Source organism: Nocardia sp. NPDC019395 (genome assembly GCF_040632335.1).
Lineage (GTDB): Bacteria > Actinomycetota > Actinomycetes > Mycobacteriales > Mycobacteriaceae > Nocardia.
The window spans coordinates 1-23,051 of record NZ_JBEYBT010000030.1 but is presented as its reverse complement, the minus strand read 5'-3'; the positions used below and the strand labels follow the sequence as shown (position 1 = coordinate 23,051).

Below are 23,051 nucleotides of genomic sequence, written 5' to 3'. Positions count from 1 at the left end.
GGTGCGGATACGGTCACACTGGGGCATGCTTGGGGTATGAAGCTGATCCAGCTGTTGCTCAATATCCTCTGGTTGATTCTCGCGGGGTTCTGGATGGCGCTGGGTTACTTCGTTGCAGCCCTGATCTGCTTCATCCTCATCATCACGATTCCCTTCGGCGTCGCCGCGCTACGCAATGCGCTCTATATGTTGTGGCCGTTCGGGCGCACGACCGTGGAGAAACCGGGGGCGGGCGCGGGGGCGCTGGTGGGTAACATAATTTGGTTCATTGTTGCGGGGTGGTGGCTGGCGTTGGGGCACCTCACGACCAGCGTGGCGTTGGCCTGCACGATCATCGGGATCCCGTTCGCGTGGGCGAATCTGAAGCTGATTCCGCTGGCGTTGTTCCCGCTGGGGCGGGAGATCGTGGACAGTGATGAGCCGTTCCGTTGAGCGGCGCGGGCAGTAACGGTGCCCTGGGGAGCTACTCGGAGTCGGCGACGATCTGGTTGAGGATCGATACGGCTTCTTCGAGGACGATGAGCTGATCGGGGGCCAGGTCGGAGAGGCGGTCGCTCATCCAGGCTTCGCGGGCGCTGCGCTCATCGGCGAGGAGGGCGTGGCCAGCGGGGGACAGCGAGACGATGATCTGGCGGCCGTCGGTGGGGTGCGGGTTGCGGGCTACCAGGCCGAGGTCGGTGAGCGAGGCGATAACCCGGGTCATCGAGGGAGGCTGGACTCGTTCCTTGGCCGCGAGTGTGCCGGGCGTCATCGCGCCCTCGTTACCGAGTGTGGCCAGAACAGAGAGCTGGGTCAGCGATATCTGCGATTCCGCACGCCGTCCCCGCAGATGCCGCGTCAAGCGCACCACCGCCAGCGAGAGGTCGCTGGCCAGCGCCCGCACATCCGAGTGGGTATTCACAAAGTGAACCATACGTGACACGCGTCGGATCGGCGCGCGTACTGCGGTTACGCTGAACGGATGAACGCGCAGCTCCCGCAGTTACCCTCGCGGTTGACCGATCCCCGCCCGGTACTCGCCGTCGGCTGCGTTCTGTTCGCGATCGCCACCGTGGTTGTCCGGCTCGGCGGCGAACGCTGGGAATCGGCGCTGCCGGTATGCCTGATGGGTCTGGTGGTCGGGTTGCTCGGTTACGCGATCTTCGCGATCCAGCGCCGCGGTGCCCGCCGCGGCGACAAAGGCGCCCAGACCGGATTATGAGACCGGGCCGCATAGTGCGAGGCAGCGGGGCCGGACGGTCACCGGGTGGAACAGCCTCGGGCGCAGGTCCGGGCGCCGAGTCAGGGAATTGACTGTTGGGACCTATGCGGCCAAACTCGCTCGTGTGTCCTCCCGATTGAGCGTCGAAGAACGACGGGCCCACCTTATCGAGGCCGCGATCGGCCTAGCTGAGAAAAAGGGAGTCGCGGGCGTCACCACCCGCGATGTCGCCCAGGCCGCGGGTGTCTCGCTAGGTGTGGTGCACTACTGCTTCGAGAACAAGGACGCGCTGATGACCGAACTGGTGAAAGCGCTGTCGATGGAGTTACGCGATTCGGTGGACGCGAACGAATCGGTCTGGCACGAGGCCGGCAGCGGTAACGCCGCACTGCGCGATCTGCTGCGCGCCGGGCTGGAACTCATGTGGCTGAATATCGAAGCCACACCCGAACGCCAGTTGCTCACCTACGAGACAACCACCTACGCATTGCGCGAAGGCGAGCAGACTCCCGCGAAACTGGCGATCGCCCGGGAGCAGTACAACTTCAACGATTCCACCGTCGCCGATATCCTCGACCACGCCCGCGACGCCACCGGCAGCGCCTGGAAGGTTCCGGTGCGCCAACTGTCCCGATTCACACTCAGCGTGATCGACGGGATCGTACTGCGCTGGCTGGTCGACGACGACAGCGAAAGCGTTCGCACACAACTGGATCTGCTGGCGCACGCACTGGCGGATCACGCCGAATAACAGCACAGGCACTGACGCGCACGGTCAGCGCGGCAGGCCCGGCCGCAGAATATGCGTCGTTGCGCCGTCCTGCCACCACCCGACGTCCACCGTGCGCACGACCGCGCCCGAGAGCCGCACCCGTAGCTCATCGTGCAGCACCAGCGGTCCCTGCCGCGCGGGCAACGCGAACAAACCACGCACCACCACCCCGAGTGGCTCCCGCTCCCAGCCGGTGGTGTATCCCGACCCGAGCACCTCGGCGTCCACCTGCTCCGATACCAGGGGCAGATCCAGCAGAACGGCAAGGTCCGCCGCGGTATCCGGATCCGCGACCACCAGCCGGTCCGGCGGTACCGCCAGACCGAACCACGGCTTGTCCAGGACCAGCGCGTCCCCGGCGTCGATCACCGCGCCGGACAGTGCCCGCACCTGATCGGGTAGCTCGAGCGCGGTGAGATCCAGCCGCCGCACCGCCGCGCCCAATCGGGAATGAACCCGCGAAACCACTTCTGGAGTAGGTGTTTTCCCGGAATCCGCCAGGGCTTCGAGTAGTGTCGCGGCGAGCGCGAGATCGATGGCATCGGGGTCGGCGAGGCATCCGCGCAGCGAGTCCAGATCCGGACCGGACAGACCGGGGATCGGGAGTTCGGGTAGTAACCCGGCGAATTCGGTATCCGCCGGATGCCGATAGCCACCCAGCTCGATACCGTCGATCCGGGCGTTACGGCGCAACCACCACGCCGTATAGCCGTCGGGATCGGCGAGCAGCGGGCGGGTCCGCTCATCGGACAGCAACCGCCACAGCGCTTCCGGCCAGGCCGCGTCGTCGACCAGGTCCAGATCGCGCACCGCGACCAGCTCCGGCGGATCCTCGGACAGGCCGGACCACCAGGCTTCTTCGTCGTCCAGGTGATGGTCGGGGCCGGTCGGATCGGTTTCCGTCACGATCCCGAAATCCCAGCCGACACCGATTGCCCGTAACGCATCGGCGCCGTACTCGGCGGCCACCTCGTGCGCCACCACCCCGAACGGTGAATCGGGCACCAGTAGTTCGATCAGCGGGGCGTCCGGGAGCAGGAGTTCATCCGCGGGGCGCGTACCGCCCGCGCTGTCGGATAGTTCGAGCATCCCCAGCCAGGGCGGGAGGGCCGGTGAGTCGGCCACCGCCGCCAACCGCAGCACCGATTCGACAGTGTCGGGGTCGTCGGGGTTATCGGTCAGCCATACCTGCAACGCGGGATCCGACAACAGGTCCGTCACATTCGCCAGCCGCGCGCCGAGCCGGGCCAGTAGCGGGTGTGCCGCCGCCGGATGCACCAGCCGCGCCCAGTGCACGGGCACCGGCGCCGGGAGCGCGGCCAGTTCGTCGTCCAGCAGGACCGTCCGCGGACCGGTCACCGAACGCCCGTCGGCAAGCGGGACGGCCAGCGCACCGAGTTCCTCGACGGCCAGCTGATCGTTGACGAACGGTTCCAGCGCGGCGTACAGGGCCGACCACCAGTCCGGGAGGCGGTCCAGTCCGGCGGACAGTTCCGCCAGCCGCGCCAACCCGATCCGATGCACCCCCAGCACCGCCAGCGCCTCGGTATACCGCGAACCGGACAGCTCCGGGACGAGCAGCGGATCGAGCACATCGCCGAGCAGTTCGGCCAGTTCTGCGGTGAGTCCGGGGAAAACACTGGTCCTGGTCGGTACGGCGACTCGGTCCGGGCCGCCGGCCGCGCAGGCCGCCTCCCCGGCACCGGGCGCGGGGGCGAAAACCGGGAGCCAGGGTGTATCGCGCAGTTCGCGCAGAATCGCTTCCCGGAGGACACCGTCGACCTCGCTGCGCGCGAACCCCGGCGCCGGAACGAGCACCGGCCGCGAACCGGGAGGCAACAGCCGGGCGAAATCGGCGTAACCGGTAGCCAGTTCGGTCAGCTGCGCCCCGGGCAGCACGCGGCGACGGTCGGGCTGCATGGGGGTATCGGCGATGAGCACGACCGGAAGGGACAGTTCCTCGTCCGAGCGGGTGGGAGCGCGCAGCACATCCGGTCGCGCTGCCACCGGCCGGCCGTCACGCACCGGCACCAGCCAGCGAGCCCGCGCCGCCCGATACTCCCACCAGAGCTGTTCGGACCCGGCGCTACTGATCCGGATTTCCCGCAAACCCCGCGTCGCGAGATCGCGGACAGCGGAACGCACCGTGAAATCCTCGATCCGGATCTCGTTCAGCGCAGGCAACTCCAGCAGCAGATCGGGCGCCTCGGCCCGCATGGATTCCAGCAGTGCGGCCGGGTCGATATCCGGCCGCAGTGCGAGCACGATCTCGGTGTCGGCGCCCGCCCGCGGCTGGGCGGTCTGCGGCCAGGCCAGCCGCAGCACCGGCGGCGCGAATTCTTCCCCGGTCTCCGGTACCCGGACACCGTGCGCGGCGAGCTCCGCCCGGGTCCGGTCCCGGGAGAAACTCAGCGATCCACTGGTGGACCGGAATTCGATCTCCTCGCTCACGGTCAGCACCGCGGTGAAACCGACCCCGAACCGCCCGACCTCCCCGGTTCCGCCGGTCTTCCCGGAGGAGCGCAGCGCGGTCAGCGCGTGCACGCCCGCCTCATCGAGGGGTGCGCCGGTATTGGCGATCGACAGGGTCCGGCCGGTACAACGCACCACGATATGACCCGGTACTCCGGCCGCGGCCGCCGCGTCCGCCGCGTTCTGCGCCAATTCGGTGAGCAGCCGGTCGCGGTAACCGGCCCGCACCAGGTCGGCTTCGGCCGCCGTGTCCTCGCGCAGCCGGGTCGGGGAATCACGCCAGGCCGCCAGAACGGCGTCGCGGAGCCGGGCGGTGCCGAACGGGTCGGGGGTAGCGGAATCGCGTTCCGCGGATATTCGCGCTGGTTCGCCCATATCGCCCGCACCGGTCTCACTCACCGCATCAGCGTACGTGTCCGCCGGGACTCGCCGATCCCGAGCCGCTTCCGGCGAACTCCTCCTCCGGGGCCGCGCCGATCACGAATTCGTACAGTTCAGGAATTGGCGCAGGCCGGCACAATCGGGCCTTCGACAAGAGCCGGTGCCAGGGACCGAGGGCGGCTAGGTGTTGCGGGGCAGGGCGTTAGCGACAAGTAGCCGACGTGCTGAGGAATAGACCTATTGCGGGTCGGGATCCACGTGGACGTGGAGGAATCCTTGGTCGAGAAGACTGGAGCGGTCCGCTTTGCCGCCTGATCGCACCCATTGACTGGACACGGCATCCAGTACAGCGGTCGCGGCGTTGGTGAGCAGATCCGCTGTGTACGCGCCGATCTCGACACCCGGGCGAGCCTTGAGCGCGTCACCGACCCGCCGTCGCCACTCTGCTCGTCGTTGGTGGAGTCGTCCTATCAGTGCGGGGGTAGCCTCGATCAGCCGCAACGTATCAAGGACCTGCTCACTGGCATGGATCTCGCCCTGCCGAGCGCGGAGTACGTGATGTAGAGACTCCCAGGGGTCTTCGCCTGCAGGTCGAGCGGCGATGTCGGCGACCACGTCCGCGCCGGTGAGGTCGACGCCATCGAAGATGACGTCATCCTTGGTCGGGAAGTACCGGAAGAAGCTGCGCTTGGTCATGCCGGCTGCGCTTGCGATCTCATCGACAGTCGTGTTCTCGAAGCCCTGGCGGGTGAACAAGTCGATGGCTACCTCGGCGATCTCGGCCCGCACAGCTCGCCGGGTCCGTTCCCTCAGTCCCTCACTCATACACTCAGACTAAACGCTACACTTGATGACCATAGTGTCACCAAGTGACATGAGCCGATGGAGTGGAGCGATGGTTGTGGATGGCAAAACCGTGCTGGTGACCGGAAGCACCGGAGGGATCGGGAAAGAGACAGCGCGACAGTTGGCTGAACTGGACGCACGCGTGATCCTCGTTGGGCGCGACAAGAACCGCGCCGATGCCGCCGTGGAGGAACTCCGCAGCTCCAGCGGGAACCGCCGAGTCGAGGCGATAACTGCCGATATGTCCCGGCTCAGCGACGTGAAGCGCCTCGCCGAGGAGGTCAGCACCCGGAGTCGTGGCGTCGACGTGCTGATCAATAACGCGGGAGCGACCAGATCTCATCGTGAGGTGACGGAGGACGGTATCGAGACTGCTTTCGCGGTCAACGTGGTCGCGCCGTTCTGCCTCACGCACTGGCTGATGCCAGCCCTGACATCCTCGGGTGAGGCTCGGGTCATCAACATCACCGGCGGCATCCCGAAGGGCCGGATCGATCTGGACAACCTCCAGGGTGAGAAGTCCTACGTCGGCTTGTCCTTCTACAACCAGACCAAGCTGGCCCAGATGGCGATGAGTTACCGCTTTGCTCAGGAGGTCGAAGGGACACCGGTGACGCTGAACGTGGCCTACCCCGGACATGCGTACACCTCGATGAACAGGGACCTCACCATCGGCGCCTACCCACCGCTGGCTCGTCCGATCGTGCCGCTGCTGCGGCTGGCGATGCCGGTGGTCTACGGCCACAAGGCACTGCTCGAGGCCACACGGTCCAGCATTCATCTCGCGACTAGCCCCGAGGTCCGCAACACCAACGGCACCTACTTCAACACCAAGGCCATCCCGACCCCGTGGCCCGATGCTGTTCTGGACGAACGCACGCGCAACACGATTTGGGAACTGTGTGAGACGCACCGCGGGCGGTTGACGCCGGCGATCACACGATCCGACATGCTTCCGTGACCCACCGCAACACCCCGCTCAGCGTGGAGGGTCGATATCGCCTGATAGCCCGATGCCAGACCCGACCGATCGCGCACGTCGCCGCCGAGATGGGGATATCGAGAGCGTGCGCGTCCAGCTGGCGCATATACGGCCGCGACAGCGATCAAGCCAGGGCCACAGCCCGAGCAAAATCCGCTGGCGTGAAGGCTGAATACACCTACCTGCACTCGGCAATCGACGGCTTCTCCCGGCTCTCTTACACCGACCCCCTCGACGACGAGAAGGGGGCGACCGCCGCGGCATTCCTGGCCGAGGAACTGCTCTACGCCCGCGAGTTCACCAGCGAGGATGCCCACTCAGCTGCGATCACGGTCCGGAACATCCACTACAACTACCACTGGCCACACAGCGGTGCGGGCGGTCAGCCACCAGCGTCGCGACTCCGGGACGGTGTCACCGACGTCCGGGCCCTCATAGAGCTAGGAGTTCGAGTTCGATCCCTCTGCCGCCCCGGCACCTGGGCCGCCGCAGGCTCCGGCCTCGTACCCGGAACCCGACTCGGCTGCTTCGGGCTGCCGCGCCACTTCTCCCGTCTCCGCCGCGGCATCCCGCGGCCGATCCGGAACCGTGTCCGCGGATTCCGGCACGAATTTTCCGGGAGCTTCCTGCACAGCTTCTGCGGGATCCGCTTCCTGAGCCGTCGCCGCGACAACTGGGGTCTCCGTGCCACCGTTCTCGGACTGTGCCGGTCCCGATGACCCGTCCGCGGACTCGGTACCCGTCGCGGCCCCGCCCTCCGGCGGTTTCGGCGACCGCACCGGAAAGACCTCCACGGCGGCGTCGTCGTATGCCTCGTACAGCGGCGACCCGGCGCCGGTCGGCAGCGCGGTGTCCGAATGCGCTCCGCAGCCGTACCCCATGTGCACAACATGCCCGTCGGCGCCCATGGCGTTCGCGCAGACGCCGAACGCGGAGCGCAGCGCGCCGGCCAGCGGTACGTAGAACCCACAGCTTTCGCAGGAGGCGGGGGCGGCCTTCGCCATTTCGCTGTCCGGGCCGTACTCGGCGTACCAGCGCTGGGCGGCATCGGCGCGGCCCTCCAGGCTCAGGACCTGCTTACGGCCCAGCCCGACCTGGAAGCACACCTCGTCGACTTCGGGGTCGCCGGTCGCGATATAGCCGGGCGCCAGGCGCTGATCGTCCGCAGGCGGTGCCAGCAGATCCCCGGGGGCGAGATCGCCCGGGCGGATGCGCTGATCCCACGGGACGAAATCCGGCGCGGTCAGCGCATCCGGGCCGGGCAGCAGCGCGGATTCGCTCACCGTCACCCGGTCGGTATCCGGGGCCGCGGCGACCACCACGGCCCACTGCCAGCCGTGGTACCCGGGGAGGGTGGCCTCGAAGCAATGCGTCGCGGCGCATTCGTCCTCGGCACGTACCCCGAGGTGCGCCCCGACCCCGGCCGGTTCCAGGTCCACGAGCGCACTACGAGCCAGGTCGACGGCCCGGCTCAGGATCGACCGTACGTCGGTGTCCGAAACAGATACTGCGCTCACGGTCTACATTTTGCCGTATGAAGCACACTCGGCGTACCTGGGTCGGTGCCGCGTTGGTCTGTCTGCTCGCGCCGGGCGCGTGCGCGAACGCCGACGGTCAGGCCCAGCGCCTGACAGTCGAGGTGATCACGACCTATCCACACGACCCGTCTGCGTTCACCCAAGGCCTGGAAATCGACGGTGACGTGCTGTACGAGAGCACCGGAATGGTCGGCCGGTCCGGTGTGCGCAGCACCGACCGGCGTACCGGCGCGGAACTGGCCCGCGCCGAACTACCGCCGCCGTATTTCGGCGAGGGCATCACCCTCGCCGGCGACACCCTGTGGCAGCTCACCTGGAAGGAAGGGGTGGCCTTCGCCCGCGATCCGCATTCGCTCGCCGAGCAGCGGCAGGTGCCGTACCAGGGCGAGGGCTGGGGGCTGTGCCACCGCGACGGACGATTGGTCATGAGCGACGGATCGGCGACCCTCACCTTCCGTGACCCCAGCACCTTCGCCGTGACGGGTTCGGTCGCGCTGACCAGCCATACCGATGCACGCCTCAACGAACTGGACTGCGCCGAGGACGGATCGGTCTACGCCAATGACTGGGAAACCGATCACATCCTGCGGATCGATCCGGAGACCGGGCGTGTCCTGTCGGTCATAGACGCCGCGGGTCTGCTGACGCCGGAGCAGCGCGCGGGTGCCGATGTGCTCAACGGTATCGCCCAGATCCCGGGAACCGATCGCTTCCTGATCACCGGAAAGTACTGGCCGGCGGCCTTCGAGGTCCGTTTCGTCCCGGCCTGATCGCACGACCCGCGGAAGCGACACAGCTCACTTTCCGGCCGCGCTGGACAGGGCGGGGTTTCGCCGCGCCCGCCGTGGGCCAGAATTGAGGAGTGCCCACTTCCCGCGAGCCCTCCGGTTCCGATCGCGGCCAGTGGCACGCCGGCGAGTCTCCGCCACCCCAGCGGCATCCAGGTTTCGACCGCTATCCCCCGCCGAACGTGCCACACCGCAATCGCGAACCCGACCCCGGCAACACCCGCCCGGCCCCACCTCCGACCCGCCCGTTCCCGGTCGGCGAATCCGGTCCGGCGCACGACGGCCCCGGACCGGCACCCCACGGCGACGACCGGCTACCGCCGCCTGCTCCCGCACCCGGCCGGTTGAGCCGTTTCGCCCGGGTATTCGGCGCCCTGGGCGGCTCACGCGGCAGCGCACCGCAACCCCGCGGCACCGCACCGCAACCCGAACCCGCGGCCGTGCGGGAGCCGGCACCGCCCGAACAGGGCCGTCGGCGTGCCTTCGCCGAACCACGCCGGGACATACCGCCGCGCGCCGCCGCACCGGGCGCCGACCGCGGGGCCGCGGGCAGGCAGACCGGGCAGGTCGCGGACGCGGCGCAACCCGCTCGGGGCGAGCGCGAACGGTTCGGCGTATCGGGCAGCGGGATGAGGGAAGCGGTGGAAGGCGCCGGCGGCCGACGCCACGGCGAGACGACCCGGCCCGCCGGCAACGCGACCGCCGCCGCCGCGAAGGCAGGTCCTGCGGAGTACCGCGCCGAGAACCGATCCACACCCCACGGCGACGCCGCCCGCGACCGCTGGTCGCCGAATGCCGCCGACTCCCGTACAACTCCTGAACAGATCGGTACGGGCGACCCGCACGATCCCGGAGCAGCGCGCCACGAAACCGAAGAGCCCCCGCTGACCAAGGAGTACCGCGGCGGCGAACCCGACGACTCCGGATCCGACTCGGACGCTCGCAACGTCCCCCGCAAACTCACCGTCACCCGGGTCGCGGCGATGCGCGGCCGCGAGCTCACCGGGAAGGGTATCGCCACCTTCCGGCGGGCCGCGGAGGCCGACGGTGCGGACAAATCGGGACTCACCGCGCTCACCTACGCGACAATGGCCAACTTCGCCTTGGACGCGGCGATCGCGGTGGCGCTGGCCAACACCCTGTTCTTCGCCAGCGCGACCGCCGAGAGCAAATCCAAGGTCGCGCTGTACCTGCTGATCACCATCGCGCCGTTCGCGATCATCGCGCCGCTCATCGGGCCGGCTCTGGATCGTTTGCAGCGCGGCCGCAGGCTGGCGCTGGCCGGTTCGTTCGCCGTACGCGTGGTGCTCGCCGTGGTGTTGATCTTCAGCTTCGACAGTTGGGTGCTGTATCCCCTGGCCCTGTGCATGATGGTGCTCAGCAAATCGTTCGCTGTGCTGAAGAGCGCGGTGACACCGCGTGTTCTCCCACCGGATATAGACCTCGTCCGCACCAATTCCCGGCTGACGGTATTCGGTCTGGTCGGCGGCACATTGGGGGCCGGCGGGCTGGCCGGGGTGACGGCCGCTGTCGCCGGCTCGACCGGCGCGTTGATCCTGGCCGCCGGTATCGCCGTAGGCGGTGCCTATCTGAGCTGGCATATCCCGCGCTGGGTGGAGATCACCGAGGGCGAGGTCCCGGCGACGCTTACCTACCACGGCTACGACCCGCAGACCGAAGTGCTCGAAAGTGGCCACGAATCCGGCGTGCCGCCGCGTAAACGCCGTCAGCCGCTGGGGCGCGCGGTGGTCACCGGGTTGTGGGGTAACGGCAGCATCCGGTTGCTCACCGGATTCCTGACCTTCTATATCGCCTTCGTCGCCAAAGCGACCGAACATCGTCCGGTACAGCAGGCGGCGATGCTCGGACTGGTCGGCGCCGCGGCTGCCGTAGGCAACTTCGCCGGTAACGCGGCCGGCGCCCGGCTGCGGCTCGGCCGGCCCTCGCTGATCGTGGTGAACTGCACCCTCGCCTGCACCGTGGTCTCGGCTGTCGCGCTCATGCTGGGCAATCTGTTCGGCGCCGCGCTGGCCGCGCTGGTCGCGGCGGGGGCCAGCGCACTGGCCAAGGTCTCGCTGGACGCCTCCATCCAAGACGATCTCCCGCCGGAATCGGTCGCCTCCGGGTTCGGCCGCTCCGAGACGGTGCTGCAGCTGAGCTGGGTGATCGGCGGAGCCGGCGGGGTCCTGCTACCGACCGATTATTGGAAAGGGTTCGCGGTGGTCAGTGGACTGCTCGCCGCGGGCCTGGTCCAGACTGTGCTGAGTTCCCGCGGGCACAGCCTGCTGCCCGGCCTCGGCGGCCACCGCCCGTTGCACGCCGAACAAGAAGTGCCCCACCACGAACCCCGACCAGGAGACGCCATCCGGTGAGTACGAACAGAATCCGCATGACCCTCGCGCTGGCCCTGGCCGGGATCCTGGTGCTGGTTGCCGGGACCGCCGGCGTGGTCTGGTTGCTGGCGCGCGACGTCGAACCGCACGAGCCGGAGCTCACGGCGTACTCCCACGGGAAAGCCGTGACGGTTCCGCCGTTCTACTACTGCACGGTGCGGATGGAGAACTGCCGGCAGGGCGAGACCGTATCCCTCGAGGTACCGACCGGCGACCCGCTGCAGATCTCGCTGCCGTCCGAGGTCGTGGGCACGCCCTGGGAACTGCTACCGCTGTACGCGCGCGAGAACGGCGAAGTGGTCGAGAAACCCAGCAGCTACCGCGACCATCCGAACGATATCCGCGCCCTGACGGTCGATTCGCGTCCCGAGCCGGGGCTGGAGCTGATCGGCGTGGAGCTGCAGGTCATGATCATCGCGATCGACGAGACCGGAAAAGAATTCTCGATCCCGCACGCGATCTGGTCGATCAAAACCGCCTGAGATACCGGTGGGCCGGTCCGGTCGAACCGGACCGGCCCACTACCGGTTCAGTATTCGGATCAGCGGTCGAGTTCCCGCGCCACCGCGCGCACCACTTCGGAGATCCGCTGCGCCGTTTTGCGATCCGGGTAGCGGCCCTTCCGGAGATCGGGCTGCACCTTGGCTTCCAGCAGGGTGATCATGTCCTCGACCATCCCGTGCAGTTCGTCCGGATTGTGCTTACGGGCCGGAGGCTCCTTACGAGCGTTGCGCTCCTGGTTCTGCCGGACCGATGGAGGGGCCTCGACCAGTTTCAGGCTCAGCGCCTGCGGGCCGCGCCGGCCGGCCGCCATTCCGAATTCCACCCGCTGACCCGGCTTCAGCGTCTCCACACCCTGGGGCAGCGCGGACGAGCGGACATAGACATCCTCACCCTCGTCCTGGGAAAGGAAGCCGAAGCCCTTTTCCACGTCGTACCACTTCACCTTGCCGGTCGGCACTGCGCTCACCCGTTCGTCTGTTCGGCGCCCGGCCCATGGGGCACGGGCACATATGTGCTGAAACCCGCCGGTGGCGAGTTCTGCCGTTACTCGAAAAACGCGCCCCACAAGCATGCAGGACGCGAGATCGTTGCCGAGTCTACCCCGGTGGGCAGGACACCAGCACATCAGTTTTACCGTCGAAAGGTGACCAACCCCGACGATCCCCGGCCCGCCACCCCGCCGCCCGCGCGCACCCCCGGCAACTGGCTCCTGATTGTGGCGCTGGGCTTATTCGCCCTCGGACTGCTGTCCGTCGTAGCGATCTTCCTGACCCCGATCCTCACGGACGGGAAACCAGGGTTGTGGTTGTACCTGGGCGCCATGCTGGCGCCGGTCGGCTTCGTTGTCGCGCTGATATTCACGCTGCGATCCGGCCGCCGATCCAGGTGACAACTGTTCAGTACCCGGCCGACACGCCCTCGAACCGTTATGTGATGTTAATCACATAACGGTAGAATAACGGCTATTGCACCGCGTTCCGGTCCCTCAGTGCGCGTCCACTAGCTGCACAGAGTCGCCGAGAGCCAACCGTGACCGCTCCGCAACCCCTCCGCACACGCCGGTTACCAAAAAGTGATTTTTCGCCGGGAACGTCGTACCGTCTTACCCAGCCGGGCACACCGGCCCACCGGCCCGCCGCACCGAACCTCGCCCCGCGGGTACCGGACCCCAAGGAAAACGCAGGGGCGAGGGCGGGACGGGCACCCTCTCAGCCTGGACCCGAGCGAAAACCTCGCAGGTGCGTACGAGAGGAAGACGAACCCGAATGAGTGGACGCCATCGCAAGCCCACCAATACCGGTCGCACTGTGGCCAAGGTCGCCGTCACCGGTGCCATGATCAGCGGTGCGGGTGTAGCCCTCGCCGGTAATGCCAGCGCGGCACCCGACTCCGACTGGGATCGACTCGCACAGTGCGAAGCCGGTGGAAACTGGGGCATCAACACCGGCAACGGCTATCACGGCGGACTGCAGTTCTCGGAGAGCACCTGGCAGGCGAACGGTGGCGGGGATTACGCGCCGACCGCCAACCAGGCCAGCCGCGAGCAGCAGATCGTGGTCGCCGAGAAGGTCCTCGCCTCGCAGGGCTGGGGCGCCTGGCCCTCCTGCTCCTCCTCGCTGGGTCTGAGCAGCGGCTCGACCCCGCGCGAGACCCCGGCCGACACCCCCGCCGTGCAAACGGAGACCCCGAGCACTCAGGCCGCGCCCGCCGCGCCGCAGGTGGAGGCTTCCGCGCCGACGACCCAGACCCAAGAGGTCTACACCGCGGTGGATCGCGCCCTGGCCACTGTCAAAGCACAGGGAGTCCAGGTTCCGCAGCCCGCGCTGGACCTCTTCGAGGCCGTCAAGGCGAACAACACTCAGCTGGATCCGTCCGTCCTGGGCTTCTACGAGACCCACAAGGGCATGCTTCCTTCCTGAGCGGCACACCCCCGTACTACGAAAGAACCCCGCATCCAGATCTTCGGATGCGGGGTTCTTTCGTCCGTCCGCTCAGCGGTTGATCACCGTATTCGGATGCACGTACGGCAACTGCTCGGCAGCCACCGGGAACTCGGTGTCCTCGCCGAAGGGCGAGAGGTTACCGGAGCGAGCCGACGACAGCTCGGTGACGGCGTGCTCGCCGTCGGCAACCTGGGGCCAGCCGTTGTCGACGTAGGGTTTCTTCGATTTGTTCACCACCTCCTTATTCTGGCATGACGGCGCGGCGGGCCGACAGGACAACCACTGCTCGGTGGACCGGCTCACCGATCACCCGCCTTGTGACGGGCCGCAGCCACACCGCGGAATCCGGCCGCCGCTAGTCTGGACCGGATGACCGGCCCAGACTCGTATACCGCCTGGCTCGGCGGCCGATCCGACGCCCAACTGGTGGCTCTGCTCGAGCGGCGACCCGATCTCGCGGTGCCGCTACCCGCCTCGATGGCGGTGCTCGCCACCCGTGCCGAACAACGTGCCTCGGTGCTGCGAGCCGCCGACGATCTGGATACGACGGCCTTCGGGATCGTGGAGACGATGGCCGTGAACACCGCGTCCGGCGAGGAGCCGCTGACGCGTACCGAATTGAAGCGGGCGCTGCGCGGGCGCGCCAAAGCCGCGACAGTGGATGCCGCCCTCACCGAACTCACCGATCGAGCACTGGTCTGGTCGGTGGGCGACCGCCTCCGGCTGGTCCCCGCCGTCGCCGAGGCCCTACCCTGGCCGCTGGGCAGCGGAACGGATGACACCGGTTCGCTGACCGAGGCGGAGATCTCCGCGGCCCTCGCCGAACTCCCCGGGGCCGAACGCGCCCTACTGGACAAACTCGCCGAAACGGGCCCACGCGGCCGCACCCGTGACGCGGCACCGGACGCCCCGGCCGATCGCCCGATCCCCCGGCTGCTGGCGCGGCGGCTGTTGCGCTGGATCGACGACGAAACGGTGGAATTACCGCCCGCGGTGGGTCAATTGCTACGAGGCGAGCCGGTTACCGATCCACACCGCCTGACCCCACCCGAACCGGTGACCACTGCCCATTCGATGGACGAGGTGAACGGGGTGGGGGCCGGGGAGGTCGGTGAACTGCTGCGGCACTGCGCCGCGATTCTCGAGGTACTGGGCCAGGCACCCGCACCCGCGCTGCGGGCAGGTGGGCTCGGGGTGCGCGAGTTGCGCCGGATCGCCCGGACCGCCGGGATCGACGAACCCCGCGCCGGCCTACTGGTGGAACTACTGGCCGCGGCGAAACTGATCGAGAAGGGTTTCCCCGACCCGGCACCCGAACTCGACGCGGACGAATTCTGGGCTCCCACCCCGGCCGCCGATTCCTGGCTCGAGGCCCCACCGGCACGCCGCTGGGCACCGCTGGCACACGCTTGGCTGGAAATGGACCGGCACCCGTGGATGATCGGCCTGCGCGACGACGCGGACAAACCGCTGGCCGCGCTCGCCCACGAACTGCGCGTGCCCTACGCGGTGCGCGAGCGCCGGACCGTTCTCGCGGCCCTGGCCGAACAAGATCCGGGTACCGCCCTGGTTCCCGCTGATATCGGCCGGCTGCTGTCCTGGCGCGCCCCGCGACGCCGGCGGCTCTATCGAGGCCAGGTCGTGGACAACACCCTGCGCGAGGCCGCCGCGCTCGGGCTCATCGGCCGCGGCGCGCTCACCACCCCCGGCCGCGCCCTGCTGACCGGAACGCTGTCGGCGGCCGAAGCCGAACTCGAAGCAGCGCTACCCGATCCCGTCGATCATGTCCTGGTCCAAGCGGATCTGACGGTGGTAGCGCCCGGTCCGCTCGCCGCCGAGTTGCAGCAACGGATCGCGCTGGTCGCCGATGTGGAATCGGCCGGCGCCGCTACCGTTTACCGCTTATCGGAATCCTCACTGCGCCGAGCGCTCGACGCCGGGCTCACGGCCGCGGAATTGCACAGCCTCTTCGACCGCCACTCCCGCACCCCGGTGCCGCAGACGCTGACCTACCTCATCGACGATGTGGCCCGGCGGCACGGCCGGTTGCGCGCCGGGATGGCGCAATCCTTCGTACGCAGTGAGGATCCCGCGCTCCTGGCCCAGGTTCTCGCCTCCCCCGTGGCCGCGACCCTGGCACTGCGCGGAATCGCGCCGACAGTCGCGATATCCCAGGCGCCGCTGGGCGAACTGTTCGACGAGTTGCGCACGGCCGGGTTCGCCCCGGCCGGTGAAGACGCCTCCGGCGCGATAGTCGACCTCCGGCAGCGCGGGGCGCGGATCAATGTGCGCCCACACGCTCGCCAGCCGTACCGCCCCTCCCCGCCGACCAGGGAACAGCTCGAACTCCTGGTCACCGAACTGCGGGCGAGTGAACGCGCCGCCGGCGCGGCCTCCGGTCAGGCAGTCCGCAGCGACGGGAGCCGCACCACCACGGCCGCCGCACTGGCCCTCCTGCAACTCGCCGCGCGGGTGCGCCGGCAGGTGCATATCGGCTACGTCGACGCCAAAGGTACGGCGATCCAGCGCGTGGTCGAACCCGTACGGGTCGGCAATGGGCAGCTCGAGGCACTGGACCCGGTGACCGGAACCGTCCGGCAGTTCACCTTGCACCGGATCTCGTCGGTCGCGTTACTGGAGTAATCCCGGCCGGGCCGACTACCGGTTCACTCAGCCCCGCAAGTTTCCGGGATAGAGATACTGGTCGGGCGGCGCGGAGGTGCCGTGCAACCAGGAATCGAAGAACCCCGTCAGATCGACCGGTGATTTCGACTGGATGAAGGCACGGAATTCCGGCATCGAGGCGTGCCCATAGGCGTGCGCGGCCATGAATTCGCGGAGTGCGTCGAAGAACACCCTGTCCCCCAGCTGTTTACGCAGGGCGTGCAAGAAAAGCGGGCCGCGGTAATACACCGAGGTGAACATCTTCTCCGGGCCAGGATCCTGCAGTGGCACCTTCCAGAATGCGGGTTTCTCCATGGCCTTACGAATCGTATCCCGGTATTCGGCGTCCACATCGACGCCTTCCATCCGTTCCGGCCACAGGTAGTCGGCGGTATAGCTGGCGAGGCATTCGTTCAGGCAGATATCCGACCAGCTGTACACCGAAACCGAATCACCCCACCACTGGTGGGCCACCTCGTGCACCACCGTGTTCAGATCCGCCCACGAGGCATAGGTGGGCCGGGTCTGCGTTTCCAAGGAGAACGGCAGCGGCGCGGACAGGTAGATACCACCGCCCGTATCGAAAGGATAGGGACCGTAGAGATTTTCGATGAAATCGAGAACTTCGGGCAACCGCTGCTCATGTTCCCGGAGTTCCTCGGCGCCGGGTGCGAACGCGCTCACCAGCGGAGTACCGTCGGCGCGGCGTTGCTCCAGGAATTCGAAACGGTCGATGGCGACGGTGGTCAGGTAGCCGATCACCGGACGGCGCTGTTCCCAGCTGACCGTCCGGAACCCGTCACGCACCTCGTCGCGCGCCCGGGTGCCCCCGGAGACGACCTCCCATTCCGCGGGCACGGTCGCGTGCAGGGTGAAGGTGGCCTTGTCCCGGGGAGAGTCGTTGAGCGGGTACCAGGTCGCGGCCGAATGCGGTTGTCCCGCGGCGAAAGCACCGCCCGTCGGCGCGTAGGTCCAGCCTTCGCCGCCGGTATCGGCGGCAACGCCCGCGTATTCGACTGTGACAGTGAAGGGCAGACCGGGCAGCAGCGGCAGCGCCGGCGTGACGACCAGCTCGTGCGGTTCCCGCCAGGCGAATCCAGCGGGCATATTGTTCACCCGGACCGCGCTCACCGGCGGCCCCGTGAAGTCGAGATCGAAGGCGGTGAGCGGCTGGGTGGCATTGGCATCGATCCGTGTCGACCCGGTGAGATTGTGGCCGGCCGGATCGTAACCCAGGGTCACCTCGTAGTGCTGCACGTCGTAACCGCCGTTCCCGTCCTGCGGGAAGTAGGGGTCTCCCAGCCCGTCCGCGCCGGCCAGCGGGCCGGGCGGCGCCTGCGCCGCCGCCGGTACCAGGGACAGACTCGACAGCACCACCACCCCCGCGATCAGCCAGTGGGCGAGCCTCATACGTTTCCACCTTCCGCGGTCGGCGTGCGATCACTGCGATAACCCCGGACGACGACGTTAGTCGTATTCCCTGCCCGATGGGCGCACCGGAACATCCGGCGCGCGGCGGCTTCCCGTGATCACCGCCGGCCGCCGCGGCGCGAGTCAGGCGCCGAGCCCCTCCGGAAGCTGACCCGGATCCAGCAGCAGTCGCCTGGTGGCACTGCGCTGCACGCGATCCGCCAGCGCGAGATTATCGGTGAGCAGGCGCCATTCGATCTCGGTAACAACCGCGCGGGCGCACTCGATCACGGCGATATCCGCTGTCCCCCAGGCGATCGGCATGACATCGACCGGCAGCCAGCGTTCCGCGGTCACAGGTGCCGTCGAATCGCCGCGAACCGCGATCGCCGGCACCCGTTCCCCCTCGGCGACGCGATGCGCGGGCAGCCCCCGGACGTTCTTTGTCACCAGCGCGTACCGGGATTCACCGGTATCCCGGCGGGCCACATTGACCAGCGCGAGCAGCACCGCGCCGCGAGGATGGATCCGGGAGACGACCGCCGGTACGAGTTCTCCCTCCGCGTAGAGCCGGGCGATACCGGCGCGGCGCGGGGCCCACAGCGCCACCCACATCGCGGTCGCGGCGCCCAGGGCACAGGCCAGGGCCAACGGATAGGACCAGGCCCGGCTCAACCACACCAGATAGGCGGTGGCGCCGGCGCCGAGCAGCACCGCGACCACCGCGGCCAGCCGCAACCGGCGGCGTCCGGCGACTACTTCGTTGACCGCGTGAGCATGCCGGCGGTCCACCACGAATTCGAAGCGTCGCACGTCGCCATTCCTTACGCAGTCGGTCGAACTCCGGTGCCGCTATTGGTCACTCGCCCCGAACGCGGGACCCAGCAGATCATCGGCATCGGTTATCCGATAGGCATATCCCTGTTCCGCGAGAAAACGTTGCCGATGCGCGGCATAATCCGCATCGAGAGTGTCGCGGGCCACCACGGAATAGAAATGGGCCTGACCACCGTCCTGTTTGGGCCGCAGCAGCCGGCCGAGTCGCTGGGCTTCCTCTTGCCGGGAGCCGAAAGTTCCCGAAACCTGTACCGCAACCGATGCTTCCGGCAGGTCGATGGAGAAGTTCGCCACCTTACTGACGACGAGTACCGGCACTTCCCCACGCCGGAACGCGTCGAACAGCGCTTCCCGCTCCTTGTTCTTCGTGGAGCCCTGAATAATCGGTGCGTCCAGCGCGGCGCCGAGTTCGTCCAGCTGATCCAGGTAGGCACCGATCACCAGAGTCGGCGCGTCGCGATGCCGGTCGAGAATGGATTTCACCACCGCGATCTTGGTATGCGCGGTGGAGCACAGTTTGTAGCGCTCTTCCGGTTCGGCGGTGGCATACGACATCCGCTCGGCATCGGTGAGCGTCACCCGGACCTCGATACATTCGGCCGGCGCGATCCAGCCCTGGGCCTCGATATCCTTCCACGGCGCGTCGTAGCGTTTGGGCCCGATCAGCGAGAACACATCGCCTTCGCGGCCGTCCTCACGGACCAGCGTCGCGGTGAGGCCGAGGCGGCGCCGCGACTGCAGATCCGCCGTCATCCGGAAGACCGGGGCGGGCAGCAGATGCACCTCGTCGTAGATCACCAGACCCCAGTCGCGGCTGTCGAACAGTTCGAGGTGTTTGTACTCGCCCTTCGATTTCCGGGTTATCACCTGGTAGGTGGCGATCGTGACCGGCCGGATCTCCTTGCGTTCGCCGGAGTATTCGCCGATCTCGTCCTCCGTGAGCGAAGTCCGCGCGAGCAGTTCGCGCCGCCACTGCCGGCCGGCGACGGTATTGGTCACCAGGATCAGGGTGGTGGCCTTGGCCCGGGCCATGGCGGCCGCGCCGACCATCGTCTTACCCGCTCCGCAGGGCAATACCACCACCCCGGACCCGCCGGCCCAGAACGAATCGGCCGCCATCTCCTGGTAGTCGCGCAACTGCCAGCTCGTGCCGTGGCCGTGATAGTCCAGATCGATGGGGTGCGCCTCGCCGTCGACGTAACCGGCCAGGTCCTCCGCGGGCCATCCGATCTTCAGCAGCTGCTGTTTGATATGCCCGCGTTCGGCCGCATGCACGACCACGGTGTCGTCGTCGAGACGCTCACCGAGCATCGGAGCGATCTTCTTGTGCCGGAGCACCTCCGCGAGGACCGCCGGATCCAGACTGACCAGGGTCAGACCGTGCGCCGGATGTTTGACCAGCTGTAACCGCCCGTATCGGGCCATCGTATCGACGATATCGACCAGCAGCGGCTGCGGGACCGGGTACCGAGAATGGCTGACCAGCGCATCCACCACCTGCTCGGCGTCGTGTCCCGCGGCCCGCGCGTTCCACAGCGCCAGCGGGGTGACGCGGTAGGTGTGCACATGCTCGGGCGCCCGCTCCAGCTCGGCGAACGGGGCGATCGCCTGCCGTGCCACGTCCGCGAGCTCGTGATCGACCTCCAGCAGCAGTGTTTTATCGCTCTGTACGATCAGTGGCCCGTCCGCCACGGGACACCTCCTCACCTCGACTTCTGCCCATTGTCCCCGAAGCCACCGACAACGCCGGTGAGACGTCGCGGACAGTCCTGCGGGATACCGGGCCCGGCCCACCCGGCCAGTAGGTACCAACTGGACCGAGACACCGCCGCCGGGTACCTCCAGTATCGGAGGCATGATCGAAACCTCGGCCGCGGCCGGTGTCGCGGTGGCGGCGCTCGGACTGGTCCTCACTCCCGGCCCGAACATGATGTACCTGGTCTCGCGCACGATATCGCAGGGCCGGCGCGCCGGTTTGATATCGCTGGCCGGCGTCGCCGCCGGTTTCGGGGTGTACCTGACCGCCGCCGCGACCGGGATAACCGCGGTGTTCTCGCTGGTCCCCGAGCTGTACACCGCGCTGAAGCTGGCCGGGGCGGGCTACCTGCTCTGGCTCGCCTGGCAGACTCTCCGGCCGGGCGCGGTATCGGTGTTCGCACCCGAGACCCTGCCCCGGGATCCGGCCGGCCGGCTGTTCGGCATGGGACTCGTGACCAATCTGCTCAACCCGAAGATCGCCGTGATGTACCTGGCTCTGATCCCCCAGTTCGTCGTACCCGGGGCCGGTCCGGTGTGGTCGCAGAGCCTATGCCTGGGCGCGGTACAGATCACGGTCGCGCTGGCGGTGAACGCACTGATCGTATGCACTGCGGGTACGGTGAGCCGATTCCTGGCGGGGCGCCGGCTGTGGCTCCGGATACAACGGCTGCTGATGGGGACGGTACTGGGCACCATGGCGGCGCTCCTGCTCACCGATCGAACCAGGCCGGCGCCCGCCTGAACCGTCCGGCGACCCGGTGTTCACCCGCGAGCAGGTATCCGATTCACCCGAGTGTCAGTCTGTTCTGATCCCGCTCAACTTGGCCGGGTTGGCGATATCGTAGGCACCGCGGATCAGGCCGTCCACCACGGTGAAACCCATTACCCGCGAAGGGAACCCCGGATACACCCCATCACCCGGGCGCGCCTTGAACAAGGCCCCGAGCTGACCGTTGACTCGGACGAACTCCACCCCGTCCGCCATGAAATCCTCCCCCGGCCGGTCGAGCCCGTAGCGGCGGATGAGCCCGAGGAACAGGCGGGATACCTTATCCGGGCCGAAGATCACATTATGCGCGGTCGGCGTGGTTCCGCCGGAATCGCCGATCATCACCGCATCCGGATGCAGTACGGCAGCCACCGCCTGCGCGTCACCGGTCGCGATCGCCACCAGAAGTTGCTGAACCGCCACCTCGTGCTCACTGTCTGCCACGGGCTGCGGCGTCTGCTCCCGCACCGCCCTCCGTGCCCGAGCGGCCAGCTGCCGCGCCGCCTCCGCGGTGATATCCAGGATGGTGGCGATCTCGCCGTAGGGCACCTCCAGCCCCTCGTGCAGGACGAACGCAACGCGTTGTGGCGGGGTCAGCTGATCCAGCACCACCAGCGCCGCCAGCCGGAATTCCTGCCGCAAAACCACTGCGGCCAGCGGATCCGAACCACCCGCGCCGGCCAGCGGGGTCACCACCGGCTCCGGAAGCCACTGCCCCACATAACTTTCCCGCCGCACCGCGGCGCTACGCAGCCGATCCAGGCACAACCGGGAGACCACCGTGGTCAGCCAGGCCCGCAGATCCTCGATCTCCGATTGCGCGGCCCCGGCCAGACGCAGCCAGCTCTCCTGTACCGCATCCTCGGCATCGGCCACACTGCCGGTCATCCGGTAGGCCACCGCCAGCAGATGCCCACGATGGGATTCGAACTGATCGGCGAGAAGCGCGGCTACCATCGCCCGGATTCTACGGCGCGCCACCCGGCCCGGTTGCGCCGGACCTGGAAAAACGGCTGGCCGGAACACAAGCGGCGATGCGACCATCGAGCGGGTGGAGGAACAGACACTGACCGACGGCACCGTCTGGCTGAGCCGGCCGACAGAGGCTGATATCGATGCGATTGTCGAAAGCTGTCAGGACCCGGCGATCGCCGAATGGGTGACCGTCCCGTCCCCGTACGGCCGCGCGGACGCGGAAGATTTTCTCGGCACTGCCGTCGCGGACGGCTGGGCCGGGCGCAGTCCGACCTGGGGGATCCGTACGGCAGAACGAGGACGCCTGATCGGGACAGTGGGCCTGGGCACGCGACCACGTGACGAAACGGCTGCCGAGATCGGATTTTGGCTGGCTCCTGAGTACCGTAAACAAGGAATTATCTCCCGGGCGGTCGGGCTGACCTGTGGATTCGGGTTCGATCCCGCGGAGATGGGGCTTATCCGCATCACCTGGCGGGCATTCGTCGGCAACCACGCGTCGGCGGCGGTCGCCCGTAAACACGGGTTCCGTTACGAGGGGCTGGCGCGGCTCGGGAGTGTGCATCGTGGGATCCGGCGCGACCACTGGGTCGCGGGTCGGCTGAACACCGACCCGGACGGTCCGGCGGATGGGTGGCCGGTGGGGGTTTAGGTGGTTCGCGGGCCGCGGGCCGCGGGGCGGGGGTAGGCGCGCGCCTCGCAGAGTTGGGTGAGCCTACCGATGAGGTTCTGTGTTTTTGGCGCCGCCTGCGGCGTCGCGGGTTCGGGGCCCCCTTGGTCTCGTTCTTCACTCCCGGCGCTCAGTCGCTGCGCTCCTT

Annotated in this window: 21 protein-coding genes and 2 pseudogenes; 13 read left to right on the top strand and 10 right to left on the bottom strand. The window is 68.0% G+C overall.

The window, feature by feature from the left end; all coding sequences use genetic code 11:
- Positions 1–36: 36 nt before the first annotated feature.
- Positions 37–432, top strand: a complete 396-nt coding sequence (locus tag ABZ827_RS30450) for a YccF domain-containing protein (RefSeq protein WP_357244234.1) — start codon at positions 37–39, stop codon at positions 430–432.
- Positions 433–463: 31 nt separating this feature from the next.
- Here ABZ827_RS30450 and ABZ827_RS30445 read toward each other — a convergent pair whose 3' ends face one another.
- Positions 464–913: a MarR family transcriptional regulator gene (locus tag ABZ827_RS30445; RefSeq protein WP_357244231.1), complete on the bottom strand. Its 450-nt coding sequence runs from the start codon at positions 911–913 to the stop codon at positions 464–466.
- A 48-nt stretch (positions 914–961) separates the two neighbouring features.
- Between ABZ827_RS30445 and ABZ827_RS30440 the strand changes: the two genes are divergently transcribed.
- Together ABZ827_RS30440 and ABZ827_RS30435 are read left to right on the top strand one after the other, a co-directional pair.
- Positions 962–1,201 carry a DUF2530 domain-containing protein gene (locus tag ABZ827_RS30440; protein ID WP_357244228.1) on the top strand — a complete coding sequence of 80 codons (240 nt, stop codon included), beginning with the start codon at positions 962–964 and terminating at the stop codon, positions 1,199–1,201.
- A 124-nt stretch (positions 1,202–1,325) separates the two neighbouring features.
- Positions 1,326–1,952 (top strand): TetR family transcriptional regulator, encoded by a 627-nt coding sequence (locus ABZ827_RS30435; RefSeq protein WP_357244225.1) that lies wholly within the window; start codon positions 1,326–1,328, stop codon positions 1,950–1,952.
- Between the two features lie 24 nt (positions 1,953–1,976).
- On the opposite strand, the gene ABZ827_RS30430 is transcribed toward ABZ827_RS30435, so the two are convergent.
- A complete protein-coding gene (locus ABZ827_RS30430; RefSeq protein WP_357244268.1) occupies positions 1,977–4,820 on the bottom strand; it encodes an ATP-binding protein in 2,844 nt (947 codons plus the stop codon).
- 243 nt (positions 4,821–5,063) lie between these two features.
- Positions 5,064–5,651: a TetR family transcriptional regulator gene (locus ABZ827_RS30425; RefSeq protein ID WP_357244222.1), complete on the bottom strand. Its 588-nt coding sequence runs from the start codon at positions 5,649–5,651 to the stop codon at positions 5,064–5,066.
- Positions 5,652–5,721: 70 nt separating this feature from the next.
- Here ABZ827_RS30425 and ABZ827_RS30420 point away from each other — a divergent pair, with 70 nt between their 5' ends.
- Together ABZ827_RS30420 and ABZ827_RS30415 are read left to right on the top strand one after the other, a co-directional pair.
- A complete protein-coding gene (locus tag ABZ827_RS30420; RefSeq protein WP_357244219.1) occupies positions 5,722–6,633 on the top strand; it encodes an SDR family NAD(P)-dependent oxidoreductase in 912 nt (303 codons plus the stop codon).
- Positions 6,630–7,085, top strand: a pseudogene (locus ABZ827_RS30415) (leucine zipper domain-containing protein); the annotation flags it as partial. The gene ABZ827_RS30420 and the pseudogene ABZ827_RS30415, both read left to right, overlap by 4 nt.
- A 9-nt stretch (positions 7,086–7,094) precedes the next feature.
- On the opposite strand, the gene ABZ827_RS30410 reads toward ABZ827_RS30415, so the two are convergent.
- On the bottom strand, positions 7,095–8,171 hold the full coding sequence (locus ABZ827_RS30410) for a DUF3027 domain-containing protein (protein WP_357244216.1): 1,077 nt from the start codon (positions 8,169–8,171) through the stop codon (positions 7,095–7,097).
- Between the two features lie 17 nt (positions 8,172–8,188).
- Here ABZ827_RS30410 and ABZ827_RS30405 point away from each other — a divergent pair, with 17 nt between their 5' ends.
- The 3 genes and pseudogenes from ABZ827_RS30405 to ABZ827_RS30395 all read left to right on the top strand — a co-directional run bounded on the left by ABZ827_RS30405 (position 8,189) and on the right by ABZ827_RS30395 (position 11,855).
- The gene (locus tag ABZ827_RS30405) at positions 8,189–8,962 is read left to right on the top strand and encodes a glutaminyl-peptide cyclotransferase (RefSeq protein ID WP_357244213.1); all 774 of its coding nucleotides are present in this window, start codon (positions 8,189–8,191) and stop codon (positions 8,960–8,962) included.
- Between the two features lie 965 nt (positions 8,963–9,927).
- A pseudogene (locus ABZ827_RS30400) lies at positions 9,928–11,352 on the top strand (MFS transporter); the annotation flags it as partial.
- Positions 11,349–11,855 (top strand): DUF2771 domain-containing protein, encoded by a 507-nt coding sequence (locus ABZ827_RS30395; RefSeq protein ID WP_357244210.1) that lies wholly within the window; start codon positions 11,349–11,351, stop codon positions 11,853–11,855. The pseudogene ABZ827_RS30400 and the gene ABZ827_RS30395, both read left to right, overlap by 4 nt.
- Before the next feature lie 59 nt (positions 11,856–11,914).
- Here the strand turns inward: ABZ827_RS30395 and ABZ827_RS30390 are convergent, their stop codons facing one another.
- Positions 11,915–12,334 (bottom strand): cold-shock protein, encoded by a 420-nt coding sequence (locus ABZ827_RS30390; RefSeq protein ID WP_357244265.1) that lies wholly within the window; start codon positions 12,332–12,334, stop codon positions 11,915–11,917.
- A gap of 186 nt (positions 12,335–12,520) precedes the next feature.
- Here ABZ827_RS30390 and ABZ827_RS30385 point away from each other — a divergent pair, with 186 nt between their 5' ends.
- The gene (locus tag ABZ827_RS30385; RefSeq protein ID WP_357244207.1) at positions 12,521–12,766 is read left to right on the top strand and encodes a hypothetical protein; all 246 of its coding nucleotides are present in this window, start codon (positions 12,521–12,523) and stop codon (positions 12,764–12,766) included.
- Positions 12,767–13,142: 376 nt separating this feature from the next.
- A complete protein-coding gene (locus ABZ827_RS30380; protein WP_357244204.1) occupies positions 13,143–13,796 on the top strand; it encodes a transglycosylase family protein in 654 nt (217 codons plus the stop codon).
- 72 nt (positions 13,797–13,868) lie between these two features.
- Here the strand turns inward: ABZ827_RS30380 and ABZ827_RS30375 are convergent, their stop codons facing one another.
- On the bottom strand, positions 13,869–14,057 hold the full coding sequence (locus ABZ827_RS30375; RefSeq protein WP_357244201.1) for a hypothetical protein: 189 nt from the start codon (positions 14,055–14,057) through the stop codon (positions 13,869–13,871).
- Between the two features lie 132 nt (positions 14,058–14,189).
- On the opposite strand from ABZ827_RS30375, the gene ABZ827_RS30370 reads away from it, so the two are divergent.
- The gene (locus ABZ827_RS30370; protein WP_357244198.1) at positions 14,190–16,463 is read left to right on the top strand and encodes a helicase-associated domain-containing protein; all 2,274 of its coding nucleotides are present in this window, start codon (positions 14,190–14,192) and stop codon (positions 16,461–16,463) included.
- A 27-nt stretch (positions 16,464–16,490) separates the two neighbouring features.
- Here ABZ827_RS30370 and ABZ827_RS30365 read toward each other — a convergent pair whose 3' ends face one another.
- The 3 genes from ABZ827_RS30365 to ABZ827_RS30355 form a co-directional block, all read right to left on the bottom strand.
- The gene (locus tag ABZ827_RS30365) at positions 16,491–17,894 is read right to left on the bottom strand and encodes a M1 family metallopeptidase (RefSeq protein WP_357244195.1); all 1,404 of its coding nucleotides are present in this window, start codon (positions 17,892–17,894) and stop codon (positions 16,491–16,493) included.
- A 144-nt stretch (positions 17,895–18,038) separates the two neighbouring features.
- Complete coding sequence (locus ABZ827_RS30360; protein ID WP_357244192.1) at positions 18,039–18,707, bottom strand: DUF3239 domain-containing protein; 669 nt, start codon at positions 18,705–18,707, stop codon at positions 18,039–18,041.
- A 39-nt stretch (positions 18,708–18,746) separates the two neighbouring features.
- Positions 18,747–20,423, bottom strand: coding sequence for a DNA repair helicase XPB (locus ABZ827_RS30355; RefSeq protein ID WP_357244189.1), 1,677 nt, complete (start codon positions 20,421–20,423; stop codon positions 18,747–18,749).
- A 163-nt stretch (positions 20,424–20,586) separates the two neighbouring features.
- Here ABZ827_RS30355 and ABZ827_RS30350 point away from each other — a divergent pair, with 163 nt between their 5' ends.
- Positions 20,587–21,231, top strand: coding sequence for a LysE family translocator (locus tag ABZ827_RS30350; RefSeq protein WP_357244186.1), 645 nt, complete (start codon positions 20,587–20,589; stop codon positions 21,229–21,231).
- A gap of 54 nt (positions 21,232–21,285) precedes the next feature.
- Here ABZ827_RS30350 and sigJ read toward each other — a convergent pair whose 3' ends face one another.
- On the bottom strand, positions 21,286–22,215 hold the full coding sequence (gene sigJ / locus ABZ827_RS30345) for an RNA polymerase sigma factor SigJ (RefSeq protein ID WP_357244183.1): 930 nt from the start codon (positions 22,213–22,215) through the stop codon (positions 21,286–21,288).
- Between the two features lie 94 nt (positions 22,216–22,309).
- Here sigJ and ABZ827_RS30340 point away from each other — a divergent pair, with 94 nt between their 5' ends.
- Complete coding sequence (locus ABZ827_RS30340; protein WP_357244181.1) at positions 22,310–22,885, top strand: GNAT family N-acetyltransferase; 576 nt, start codon at positions 22,310–22,312, stop codon at positions 22,883–22,885.
- Positions 22,886–23,051 lie beyond the last annotated feature (166 nt).

Coding starts and splice junctions, on each gene's coding strand:
- ABZ827_RS30450 (WP_357244234.1), top strand. CDS start 37: ATGAAGCTGATCCAGCTGTTGCTCAATATCCTCTGGTTGATTCTCGCG.
- ABZ827_RS30445 (WP_357244231.1), bottom strand. CDS start 913: ATGGTTCACTTTGTGAATACCCACTCGGATGTGCGGGCGCTGGCCAGC.
- ABZ827_RS30440 (WP_357244228.1), top strand. CDS start 962: ATGAACGCGCAGCTCCCGCAGTTACCCTCGCGGTTGACCGATCCCCGC.
- ABZ827_RS30430 (WP_357244268.1), bottom strand. CDS start 4,820: ATGGGCGAACCAGCGCGAATATCCGCGGAACGCGATTCCGCTACCCCC.
- ABZ827_RS30425 (WP_357244222.1), bottom strand. CDS start 5,651: ATGAGTGAGGGACTGAGGGAACGGACCCGGCGAGCTGTGCGGGCCGAG.
- ABZ827_RS30420 (WP_357244219.1), top strand. CDS start 5,722: ATGGTTGTGGATGGCAAAACCGTGCTGGTGACCGGAAGCACCGGAGGG.
- ABZ827_RS30405 (WP_357244213.1), top strand. CDS start 8,189: ATGAAGCACACTCGGCGTACCTGGGTCGGTGCCGCGTTGGTCTGTCTG.
- ABZ827_RS30380 (WP_357244204.1), top strand. CDS start 13,143: ATGAGTGGACGCCATCGCAAGCCCACCAATACCGGTCGCACTGTGGCC.
- ABZ827_RS30370 (WP_357244198.1), top strand. CDS start 14,190: ATGACCGGCCCAGACTCGTATACCGCCTGGCTCGGCGGCCGATCCGAC.
- ABZ827_RS30365 (WP_357244195.1), bottom strand. CDS start 17,894: ATGAGGCTCGCCCACTGGCTGATCGCGGGGGTGGTGGTGCTGTCGAGT.
- ABZ827_RS30350 (WP_357244186.1), top strand. CDS start 20,587: ATGATCGAAACCTCGGCCGCGGCCGGTGTCGCGGTGGCGGCGCTCGGA.
- sigJ (WP_357244183.1), bottom strand. CDS start 22,215: ATGGTAGCCGCGCTTCTCGCCGATCAGTTCGAATCCCATCGTGGGCAT.